Genomic DNA, 11,649 nt, shown 5'->3' on the forward strand with positions numbered 1-11,649 from the left:
AAAACCCGCCACGGACTTCCTAGGCCATAATCTGGCTAGCAAATATTATGAGCTAAGACCTTATCCCATAAAAATTACTTCCAATATTATGAGCTAATGCCCTATTCTATAAAAATGGACGATAAACCTACGGCAGTCGGGCTTTGGCCAGCAGTCGAGTGGGAGACTAATACGTGGACCTCAGACTCAATATGGGGTAGCCGGACTACTCGGCAACCAAACAACGCAGAATATCGCTCAGCGGTTCCTGCAACAATCGCGGATTTGAGTCCGGGCACTTCGCCAGAGGTGATCGGATTGGCTGAACACGCCTCCCGCGAGCTCACCGCTTTCGATGCCGAGCAAGGCACACGGATGTCCCATTTCGCCCCGGTTCTCCTTAGATCTGAGGCAGCAGCATCCTCTCAGATCGAAAACCTCACTGCTTCCGCTCGCTCCATCTTCAGTGCGGATGTTGGGATTAAGACTGGCGAAAACGCCAAAATGATTGCTTCCAATACTCAGGCGATGTCAGCGGCTCTTTCCCTTGCTGAAAGTATCTCTACTCATTCAATTCTTGCCATGCATGAGGTGCTCATGGCAAACCAACCACAGCACACCCCGGGTGCGTTCAGAACCGAACCCGTGTGGATTGGAACTTCCGGTACTTCTCCGATCCACGCCGAGTACGTTGCGCCCAAATACGAGCGGATTCCCCAGCTCATCGATGACCTCGTGGTATTCGCCAACCGCTTAGATGTTTCTGCTTTGATCTCAGTCGCTGTCACCCACGCCCAGTTCGAGACTATCCACCCGTTCACCGATGGAAACGGACGAACAGGGCGAGCCCTCGTATCGTCAATGCTTCGCCATCGCGGCATTCTTCGTAACGTAGCCGTACCTGTATCAGCGGGCCTATTAGCGGATGTGAATGGCTACCACCAAGCACTAACCGCATACCGCGCAGGCGAGGTATCACCTATCGTCGAAGCATTCTCCACAGCAGCGCTCCGCGCTGTTCACAACTCTAGGCTGTTGCTTCACGATATCGATCAGATCAGAGTGTCTTGGGAAGAAAGACTCCACGCGAGGCGTGACTCAAACGCGTGGAAGCTTCTTGACGTGTTAACTCAAACGCCGATCCTCAATTCACGAATGGCTGCCGAACGCTTGGGCGTCGCACAATCGAACGTCTATGCCCCGCTTCGCACGCTCACCGATGCCGGGATCCTTCAATCTAAGCACGAGCATCGAATGGGACCATTCTGGCGTAGCGAAGAGGTCCTCAACGCGATCGACACCTTTGCTGAAAGGTCCGGAAGACGCGAGCTACCGGAGCTTTGAAGCTCCCTCCGCCAGTATTCATGCGATAGACCAACAACACGGCTCAATACTCCGAGTCAGCCTCCCCAGCCCCTTTTTCGGGATCCCCGGCCTCCCATTTCGGCAGTAGACAAGTTAATGCGCTTCATGACATGTTGCAACATGTCATGAAGCGCATTAAGGGGTCAACCCAGCGAATCACCCAACAAGAGGCTACTAATACAGCCCCATTAAGGGGCCAAATCAGCGAATACAGCTAAACCATCAGCTTTCCAGCTCCTGAATCACCAGCTCGGCAACCTGAATCGCGTTGAGTGCAGCACCCTTACAGAGATTATCCCCCACAACGAACATTGCGAACCCGCGGCGCCATCAAACCGCAGCGGACGCGATTCCTAGCCACGTGTGCCGATTGCGCCACCAGCACCACCCCAGCTTCGGAGCGCCCTTGCGCTCCTTCCCGTCACGCCCCGTACCCGAAGCGTTCCAAATCGCTGGTGTACGGGCGTCATACGTTGCTTCGCCCGCAAGATTCTTCCGCTTGGCCTTGCGAGAGCCGATAGTCATGAAGCAGTTGTTTGCCTCAACGATCTCGGGATGAGAAATGGCCCAGCTCAGCCCCTCCTGCAATGTGAGCGGGCGCCGCCGCGCAGCCGTCAACTGAATCTGCACTTCTTCGGGTGATTCGTTCTGATACTCATCTCCCCGCTGAACGTCATGAACTAGATACAGCGGCGTATCCGGCAAGTCGATTTCCACTGGGACAAATTCATCAACATCAATCATGTCCTCGACGATGAAACCCGCCTTACCGGCGCGCACCATGAGCGGCGCAAGGTCCGATGATAGGAACCAACCCGGATGTAATCCCACCAAGGCACCGTCGCCTGACCCACTACTTTCGGTCAGTCGATTAGCCGCCTCACGTACAACGCGCGAATCTCCCTGAGCCCGCTCCAACACTCCACGCTGCTCCAACCGTGTGATCTGCTGCTCTACTGACTTAACAACGCGCATTTGTACCTCCGTACGAGTTAATCATTGCGCAGCGCTAACGCCCGTCTAAACGCATCTATTCCACCGTCAAGCCACACTTTCCGCATCGGAGATCGCCCGGACAAATCACCGCCAACCCAAGCCCGGCGCCACATCCTTCACAATCGATTCGATCACGTGGGCGTTATACTCCACGCCTAGCTGGCTTGGCACGGTCAATAGCAACGTGTCGGCGGCCTGAATCGCTTCGTCCCCGCTCAGCTGCTCGATCAGGGCATCGGGCTCATCGGCGTAGGTGCGCCCGAAAACCGAACGAGTCTCATCAATGTACCCGGTGTAATCGTTGCGCTCACCGGACCCGAGGAATAGCTGCCTATCCAGATCGTTCGTGATCGCGAAGATGGATCGCGAAACGGACACGCGCGGTTCAAACCCGTGATTATGCTTGGCCCATTCGCCGCGGAATTCCTCGATCTGCTTGCGCTGCTGGATGTGCAACGGCTCGCCAGATTCGTCATCCTTGAGCGTGGAGGACATGAGGTTCATGCCGTTCTTGGCTGCCCACCGCGCCGTCGCGTTTGACCCCGCACCCCACCAGATGCGCTGACGCAGCCCCGCCGATTGTGGCTGGACCGCGAGCAGTCCCGGAGGATTCGGGAACATCGGATTAGGGTTTGGCTCGGCGAAACGATTTCCGTCCATGGCAACAAGGGCCTCCAGAGTTTGCCGTCGCGCCATGTCGGCATCGCTTTCGCCCGCGCGCGGCTCAAAGCCGAAGTGCCGCCAGCCGTCGATCACCTGCTCCGGTGACCCGCGGGACACCCCCAACTGCAGCCGGCCGCCAGAGATGAGATCCGCCGCCCCGGCATCCTCGGCGAAAGCCAGCGGATTGGAGTAGCGCATATCGATCACGCCAGTACCAATTTCGATCGTGGACGTTTTCGCGCCTACCGCGGCCAGCAGCGGGAACGGCGATCCGAGTTGACGCGCGTAGTGGTGCACACGGAAATAGGCTCCGTCCGCACCCACGCCTTCGGCAGCCTGAGCGAGTTCGATACTCTGCAGCAACGTATCGGAGGCACTTTTTACCGACGACGACGGATGGTCCACCCAATGCCCAAACGACAGAAAACCTATCTTCTTAGTCATACAACATTCAACCATCCTCGCCTGAGCTATATTCCTGTATTCGCGAATGATTCCATTTGCCACATGCGCTAGTCAATGCGATGCAACCAAGCACGCGCCGCGAACTTGGAGCTCGCCATCCTCTTGGCCTCGGCCAGTTCGTCTGGGCGGTACGTGCCGCGACGAATGCGCCGGCAAGCCGCCTCTGTGTCACTTGCCTGCGCGCCACCCTCAAGCGAGCGCACCATCGCCTCGATAACGTCCCCGCGCGATGCGTCGCAATACTGGCTGATTCCCACGACCTTCTTCTGAGCGCTCTTCGTTCCGCGGGTACGAAGATCCTCGCGAAACAGCCGCGTGACAGCCAAAAGGTCTTTCCCATTGATGTCCCAGGACATCGTGGCGTGGTGGATCGTGACGCCGCTGGCCATCCTGCGTTGGGCCGCTCCGCCAATTTTCCCATCGTCCGTCGCAATATCGTTGATCGGCCGGTAGAACGCTGGCACACCGAGCCCTTGTAATGCTTTCAGCACCCACGAATCGCACAGCGCATAGGAATCGCGCAGGCTGAGTCCAGCAAGCGCCTGCGTTGGCAGAATAACCGAATAGGTAATGGCATTCTGCGGATCCATAAACATGGTGCCACCGCCGGAGCTTCGCCGCAGAACCCGCACGCCTCTGTTACTGGCGGCCTCCAGATCGATCTCATTCGATAGCGATTGCGAGCTACCAATCACCGCGCACGTTTCCGCCCAGTTCCAGATCCTCACAGCGGCTGGGCGCTGCCCGCCCGCAACCGAGGCAGCAACGCCGTGATCTAGGCCCAAATTGAAGGCAACGGAGAGCGGCTTGGACGTCAGGAGGTCAAACCGCTCCGGCAATGTGGCTGCGTAGTTCACGCACCCCATTCTTCCACGCCGGGGCGAAACGCCCGGGGGTTATGCACAGGGCCGCGCCAGTTCTCGAACCGCTAGCCCTCGGGCCGGTCTCCACCGATCCACGGGGTGACGCCTGCGCGCATGAGGCCGTACTCGTATCCTTCGGTCAGGGCTTCCCAAGAAGCCTCGATAACATCGTCACCCACACCCACCGTGCGCCAGACGTACTGCCCGTCCGACAGTTCGATCATGACCCGGGTGGTGGCTTCGGTGCCCCGATGCGTGTCAAGGATTCGGACCTTGAAATCGATCAGCTCGATGCCTGCGAGCTCGCTGTACACGTTGTTGAGAGCGGTGCGCAACGCCTGATCCAGAGCGTCAACGGGACCAACACCCTCGCCCACGCGCATGTAGCGGCGCCCGCCTGCGTAGATCTTGACGGTCGCCTCAGAGAAGGTGGAGCCGCTGTGCAGGCCATCGAAGCCGGATTCGGTCTCACCAGAACTATCCGCAGAACTAGCGCTCCCGGAATGTCCATCACCGTTAACTGTCGAGATGTTCGCCCGCCACGCCTCGATGATGAAGTATTGCTTGCGGTCCCCCATGACATCGCGCACGATCAATTCGAAGGAGGCATCCGCGGCATCGTACGTGTAACCGGCGGCCTCGGCGGCCTTGACCCGGCCCGTGATCTCGCCCAGCGCCTCTGGGTTATCGGACAGATCGATCCCGAACTCACGCGTCTTCAGTTCGATGGACGCACGCCCGGCCATATCGGATACCAGCATCCGCATATCGTTGCCTACTGCCAACGGATCGATGTGCTGATACAGATCCGGGTTCACGCGAATGGCGGAGGCATGCAGCCCAGCCTTGTGTGCAAACGCGGAAACGCCCACATACGGCTGGCGTGCATAGGGAGAGATATTGGTGATCTCGGAAGCCGCATGGGACACGGAGGACAGCCGCGCCAGCTGCTCGGCGCTCACTGTCTCGTACTCCGTCTTGAGCGCCAAATTCGCCAGAATTGTCAGCAGGTTCGCGTTCCCTGTGCGCTCGCCGTATCCATTAATGGTGCCTTGGACTTGGCGGCACCCGGCCTCAATAGCGGCGATGGAGTTGGCAACGGCGCATCCGCCGTCGTCGTGCGCATGAATCCCCAACTTCGCGCCCTCGAAACCCGCGCGCACCAAGCGTTCCTGCAACTCGGTGACCACGCGCGTGACGTCGGAGGGAAGCGATCCCCCATTCGTATCGCACAGGATCACGCACGTGGCCCCGGCGGAAAAGCACTCGGCCACAACGGAGCTGGTGTAGTCCGGATCGAAGCGGAAGCCGTCGAAAAAGTGCTCCACGTCCACCATAACTTCGCGGCCCTGACTACGCAGGTATTCCACGGAATCGCGCACCATAGCGAGGTTTTCCTCGCCGGTTGTGCGCAACGCCTGTTCTACGTGGCGGATATCGGACTTGGCCACCAGAGTGAGCACGGGCGCCCCAGAATCAAGCAACCCCTGAATCTGCCCATCGTCCGCGGCTTTCACTCCGGCCTTGCGCGTTGCTCCGAAGGCCGCCAGCGTTGCCCGCTCCAGCGGCGCACTCCCGGCCTGCCCGAAGAACTCTGTGTCCCGCGGAATCGCGCCGGGCCACCCGCCCTCGATGTAGTCAGCGCCGATCGATTCGATGAGCGGCATCAGCGCAAACTTGTCCGCAACCGAAAGGTTGATGCCTTCCTGCTGGGCCCCGTCGCGCAGGGTCACGTCATATACATCGATCTTCATTGACTTCTCCGATTTGCGGCGGCGCGGCCGCGTCTTGCTGATACTCCGCACAACCTACACGATGCGGGGTGGTTTTGGGGCGATGTGGCCGGTGACTGGAGAGCTCATCTAGGCCAACCGGTACAACCAATCGAAGGTATCGGGAAGCTGACCCAGCTGAATGGCGGTCAGGTGATCGTACAGAGCCTTCGTCACGTCGCTCCCGGGGATCTCCACGCGGAAGCCCGCGCCAGTCAAGGACCCGATCGAGGTCACCACGGCGGCCGTCCCGCACGCAAACATCTCCGCGACGTCCCCGGACTTGATGCCGTCCAGCAGCCACTGGAGGGGAATCGTCTCCTCAGAAACCGTCTTTCCCTGCGAGCGCAGCAGTTGCAAGATCGAGGAACGCGTGCATCCCGGCAGAATGTTGCCGGTAAGCTTCGGGGTTTTCAGCGTGCCGTCGGCCATCACCACGAACACGTTCATGCCACCCAGCTCGTCCAGATTGGTATCCGTTGCGGCGTCGAGGAACAGCACCTCATCGTAGCCCTCTTCGTGGGCCTTGACCTTGGGCAGGAGCGAGGAAGCGTAGTTGCCGCCCGTCTTCGCATCACCCATACCGCCGGGACCCGCCCGGTGGTAGGTGGGCTCAACCCACACGTTGATGGGCTGGAACCCATGCTCAAAGTAGGGGCCGGAAGGCGAGCCGATCACCATGTATTCGTAGCGATGAGCGGCACGCACGCCAAGGAACGGCTCAGAGGCGAACGTGAAGGGCCGCAGGTAGAAGGAGGATCCCGCCACGTCTGGAACCCACTCGCTATCAGCGCGCACCAATCCCACGATGGACGCCATGAAATCCTCGTGGCTCAGATCCGGAATTGCGAGCCGGCGGCCCGAATGGTTCAGGCGCGCGGCGTTGTAGGTGGGGCGGAACGTCCAGATGGAGCCGTCCTCGTGGCGGTAGGCCTTGAGCCCCTCGAAGATTTCCTGCCCGTAGTGCAACACCGCGGAGGCGGGGTCCATCGGGAAGGAGCCATAGGGCTCGATCACCTTGTGATGCCAGCCCTCATCTACGGTCCATGTGGCGTGGGCCTGATAATCCGAGTAATCCTTGCCGAACAGCATTTTGGCGATTTTCGCCTCGCGCTCCTCGGTTGATGCCGGGGCAGGATGGACTAGGCGCTCGAACCCGCCCTCCAGCTCGTCGGCTCCGGGTACCGGTTCAGCCGCAGCGTTCTCGAGTGCGGTTGGTTGATATGTCATGAGCGTCCCTTTCTCGCACGTTCAAGCTTACTAGCGCTTTCGTTGAAACTATTCCTACTTAAGACTCTCCGCGATGGCGTCCCCAACCTGACTGGTGGAACGCACCAGCGGTGCCCCGGCCCCAGCGGCAGCGGCACGCGCCGCCATATCATCGTCAATTGCGGCCTCGATTCGCCGTGCCTGCTCGTCCAGCCCCAGATGCTCCAGCAGCAGCGCCACGGAGGCGATGGTGGCGATAGGATCGGCCAGCTGCTTGCCAGCGATATCCGGCGCCGATCCGTGGATCGGTTCGAACATGGAGGGGAAGGCACCGTCCGGGTTAATGTTCCCGGAGGCTGCGAGCCCCACGCCGCCGGTGATGGCGCCGGCCTCATCGGTCAGGATGTCGCCAAACAGATTGTCCGTAACCATCACATCGAAGCGGCCCGGATCAGTCACCAGGAAGATCGTGGCGGCATCCACATGCAGGTAATCCACGGCAACGTCCGGATATTCGGCCGCGAGCGCCTCCACCGTGCGGCGCCACAGGTGCCCCGCGTTGACCAGCACGTTGTGCTTGTGAACGTAGGTGAGCTTCTTGCGCGGGCGAGCATTCGCCTTCTCGAACGCGTAACGCACCACGCGTTCCACGCCATAAGCGGTGTTGACGGACACCTCAGTAGCGATTTCGTGGGGCGTGCCCTCGCGAACCACTCCCCCGTTGCCGCAGTACAGTCCCTCCGTACCTTCGCGCACCACGAGGAAATCGATATCCCCCGGGTTGGCAAGTGGGGTGGGCACTCCCGGGTAATGCTTGTTGGGGCGCAGATTCACATAGTGGTCCAGCGCGAAGCGCAGCTTCAGCAGCAGGCCGCGCTCCAGCACACCGGAGGGAACGCTCGGATCGCCCACGGCGCCGAGCAGGATCGCCTCGTGGGACGTGATCGATTCCAGATCCTCATCGGTGAGAGTTTCGCCCGTGCGGTGCCACCGCGCCGCACCCAGATCATAAGGAGTTGTGGCCACCTGAACGTCCGTCCCATCCAGAACCGCGTCCAGCACTTTCAGGCCTTCGGCAACAACCTCGGGTCCAATTCCATCGCCCGGAATCACTGCTAAATCAATGGTGCGTGTCATGGCATTCAGCCTAGCGCGCGTCTTAAGGAGTGGGATTCTAGTATCAGATTTTGGTCGCCCCGTTGGTGGGGGTCTGAGTTTTTTGACGACGACGGCGAAGCACAAGTCCAATCGCGCGATAACGCGATTGCCTATCTCGCGATTGTTAGGTTATGCCACGAGAGTGAGCGAAAGTCGTCAATGTTGGGTTGCGTAGGCATCTCTCACAGTATTCGCCAACCCTCGCGGCAGTCACTCACTCTCGTCGTCGTCGGAAAAACTACACTGCCCAGAATCCTAGGGCGAACTCGGCAATCACGGCAGCGCAGAGGAAGGAAGCCACAACGGCCACGATCCCCACGGGGATGATCTTCCAGCCGATGGTCTTGAGCATCGGCAGATCCTTGCCCAGCGAGAGGCCCGCCATGGCGAGGATCAGGGTGATGATCGCGGTCAGGTTGGTGGAATCAACGGCGGTCAGGAGTTGTTCTGACCATGGGAACCAGGCCGAGGAGAAGTAGGCCCCGGCGGTCATCACGATGGCGATGCCGGGGATCTTGCCCTTGGTCAGGTGCGCGACCCACTGGCTGCCGATGGTCAGCACCAGCATCACGGCCCAACCGGCCGCGGTGGCGCCCCAGTTGAACGTGGCGCCCGGTTCGCTGTTGCGGAAGTAATCCACGAGGGACACGAGAACGCCCACCACGAAGATGATAGTCACCGTGATCCACGTGGGGATGCGGACGCTCGATGTGAGCAGGCGCGCCACCTTCGCTTCGGCTTCCGGATCATCGGTGAGCTCAGCCTTCTTCGCCATCTGTTCCTTGGTCAGGGCCAAGTCCTTGTTGCCGCTCAGCTTGCGATACAGCCAATCGGCCATGGGCAGGGCCACCCAAATGCCCACGTACAGCCCCAGCACGGTGGTGATGAGGTTGGAGGTGGCGGCCATGGCCAGAACTTGATCCGCCATCTCCGGGTGTCCGTTGGTAATCACGGCGGCCGCCGCGGCCATCATGGAACCGGAACCCACGCCTGAACCCATCGCGAGCGCCAGCGGGTCCAGCAAACCGAAGCCCATCGTGATGGACACAACCAGGGAGATGATGACGGCGCCAAACACGGTGCCGAACACGTACATGGAAAGCACGCCTTGATACTGGGGACTCTTCGAACCATAACGCTCAGAGACCATGGCGAAGGCCGGCTCGCGATCAATAGAGAACGTGGCGCCGATTGTTGCCGGCCCCATCTTCAGCGCCACCGCGAGTGGGAGCGCGAGAATGAGCGTTCCGAACAGGTGGCCAACTTCTTGGAGAAGCAGGGCCGGGCCTGCATCCAGCAGCGTGGGGATGTTCGGACCAATGTTGAAGGACAGGCGCGCGCCAAGAATCAGCACGGCCATATTCATGAGGATCCCCGCCGCCTCTTGCCACGGCACGGGCAGGGCCTTCCACGGGTTACCCGAAATGAAGGCACCGCCGAGGATCGCCCAGATCATGGGAAGCAGCGTGAGGGTGACAGTGGTTCCGAGGGGAATGTCCACCTCGCCAATCAGCGTGGCAACACTCGCGAGGGCAAGCAGAATGGCCGAAAGCGCCCACAGCCGCTTGTCTCGGAACGTCATCTCCACATTCCCGAGCGGGGTGTGGGAGGCCGAAGGGCTTGCGACAGCCGGTGTGTGAGACGGTGTATCAGACATGGCGAACTCCAATCTATGAAGCTAGACCTCAAGGGTCACGGTGGTCGCGCCAGGTTGGCGTGCCGCTTTGAGATCCTGATAGTGCTTGCGGATCTCGGGTGTCAGCGCCACGTCCAGAGCCGTTTGAGCCAGTGCGGTGGCGGCGTCCAGAGTGGCTTGATCCGCCGCCGGGGTGATGGCGGCAGAGGTGAACTCGCGGGTGTGTGGCGCCGCGGATTGCCCGAGGAAGGCGATCATCGGATGGATGGCCGGCAGAACTTGGGTCACGTTACCCATGTCCGTTGAGCCGCCGCCCAGCCCCGAACCCGGAGCGATCTCGCGCCCCAGTGCCTTGAGGTTGGCGTCCCACAGATCGGCCAGTTGTTCGTCCGGATCCACCGGAGCATATGCGTTTTCCGTGGATTCCCATTCCCATGTGCAGCCGGCGGCCAGCGCTCCGGCCTCGAAGCACCTGAGAACGCGGGCCTTGGTATCGCGCCACGTATCGATGTCCAAGGCGCGCACCTCCATCTCCACCACGGCCTTCTCCGGAATGATGTTGGTAACGTGGCCGGATTCGGAAATATAGGCGTTCATGTTGACGTCCGGTGCCATGTGCTGGCGCAACAGCGCGATCGCATGCAGGGCGATGCTCGCCGCCGATAGGGCGTTCTTGCCGCTCCACGGGGCTGCCGCGGCGTGGGCTCCCTGCCCGTGGAAGGTGACGCGGAAGCGGTCCACCGCCGTATACAGCTTGACGTGGGCCGAGGTATCGATGCCCGTCATCCCGTGCACCATCATGGAGAAATCGGCATCCTCCCACGCGCCCTCACGCAGCATGGTGACCTTGCCGCCACCGTGTTCTTCAGCCGGGGTGCCCAGCAGCTTGAGGGTGATGCCAGCGGCATCGGCCAGCGGGGCCAGCGCGATGGCGGCCCCAACGCCCACCGTGGCAATCACGTTGTGCCCGCAGCCGTGCCCGATAGCGGGCAGGGCATCGTATTCGGAGCAGAGGGTCACCGTCAGGTCACCGTTGCCCACCACGGCTTCGAATGCCGTTTCGCAGCCGTACCCTCCCGTTGCCACATCGAATCCGTTATCCCGCAGGAAGGTGGCAATGCGCTCCACTGCACGGTGCTCCTCCCACGAGATCTCCGGATCGGCATGGATCTCATGGTTGAGCCCCAAAATCGCATCCTTGCGATTCTGGATTTCTTCCTTCACCTGGTTTTTCGCCTGATCAACGCTCATCCCAGACATGGTTCTTTCCTCGCTTCATTTTCGCGACGTCAGAGCGGACGTTTGCCCACCCATGCGGTGAAGATACTCCCGATCTCATTAATTAAATGTTTCAGTCCCAATACGTGAACGTTTTATGACGACGCCGGAGCCTCACGTACTGGAGCGGGTGAGTACGTGGGGATTCGCCGTCGTCGAAAAAACAGAGAAATCTGGCCGCAAAACCCGACGAGGGTCCCACGTTTATCCGGCTCTTCATAGTTGGGGGTGTAGGTCGGGGTTTTGGGCTTGGGGCGCGTTGGTG

The 11,649-nt window shown here is 60.3% G+C and carries 9 protein-coding genes; 1 reads left to right on the forward strand and 8 read right to left on the reverse strand.

Annotated features, from left to right (window positions below):
- The first annotated feature begins 264 nt into the window (after nt 1-264).
- Nucleotides 265-1,323, forward strand: coding sequence for a Fic family protein (locus tag ACTHV6_RS08755; RefSeq protein WP_441386972.1), 1,059 nt, complete (start codon nt 265-267; stop codon nt 1,321-1,323).
- Nucleotides 1,324-1,674: 351 nt separating this feature from the next.
- Here ACTHV6_RS08755 and ACTHV6_RS08760 read toward each other — a convergent pair whose 3' ends face one another.
- The 8 genes from ACTHV6_RS08760 to ACTHV6_RS08795 form a co-directional block, all read right to left on the reverse strand.
- A complete protein-coding gene (locus ACTHV6_RS08760; RefSeq protein ID WP_441386974.1) occupies nt 1,675-2,319 on the reverse strand; it encodes a DUF5701 family protein in 645 nt (214 codons plus the stop codon).
- 105 nt (nt 2,320-2,424) lie between these two features.
- Complete coding sequence (locus ACTHV6_RS08765) at nt 2,425-3,447, reverse strand: LLM class flavin-dependent oxidoreductase (RefSeq protein WP_441386976.1); 1,023 nt, start codon at nt 3,445-3,447, stop codon at nt 2,425-2,427.
- A 68-nt stretch (nt 3,448-3,515) separates the two neighbouring features.
- Nucleotides 3,516-4,325, reverse strand: coding sequence for a lipoate--protein ligase family protein (locus ACTHV6_RS08770; RefSeq protein WP_441386977.1), 810 nt, complete (start codon nt 4,323-4,325; stop codon nt 3,516-3,518).
- A gap of 71 nt (nt 4,326-4,396) precedes the next feature.
- The gene (gene cimA / locus ACTHV6_RS08775) at nt 4,397-6,085 is read right to left on the reverse strand and encodes a citramalate synthase (RefSeq protein WP_441386979.1); all 1,689 of its coding nucleotides are present in this window, start codon (nt 6,083-6,085) and stop codon (nt 4,397-4,399) included.
- 108 nt (nt 6,086-6,193) lie between these two features.
- Nucleotides 6,194-7,333: a branched-chain amino acid aminotransferase gene (locus ACTHV6_RS08780; RefSeq protein WP_441386980.1), complete on the reverse strand. Its 1,140-nt coding sequence runs from the start codon at nt 7,331-7,333 to the stop codon at nt 6,194-6,196.
- Between the two features lie 54 nt (nt 7,334-7,387).
- The gene (locus tag ACTHV6_RS08785; protein ID WP_441386981.1) at nt 7,388-8,449 is read right to left on the reverse strand and encodes a 3-isopropylmalate dehydrogenase; all 1,062 of its coding nucleotides are present in this window, start codon (nt 8,447-8,449) and stop codon (nt 7,388-7,390) included.
- 259 nt (nt 8,450-8,708) lie between these two features.
- Complete coding sequence (locus ACTHV6_RS08790; RefSeq protein WP_441386983.1) at nt 8,709-10,127, reverse strand: DUF3100 domain-containing protein; 1,419 nt, start codon at nt 10,125-10,127, stop codon at nt 8,709-8,711.
- A gap of 21 nt (nt 10,128-10,148) precedes the next feature.
- Nucleotides 10,149-11,366 carry an amidohydrolase gene (locus tag ACTHV6_RS08795; RefSeq protein ID WP_441386984.1) on the reverse strand — a complete coding sequence of 406 codons (1,218 nt, stop codon included), beginning with the start codon at nt 11,364-11,366 and terminating at the stop codon, nt 10,149-10,151.
- Nucleotides 11,367-11,649 lie beyond the last annotated feature (283 nt).

Origin of the sequence: Ancrocorticia sp. (genome assembly GCF_052089425.1) — a bacterium.
Classification (GTDB): Bacteria; Actinomycetota; Actinomycetes; order Actinomycetales; family Actinomycetaceae; genus Ancrocorticia.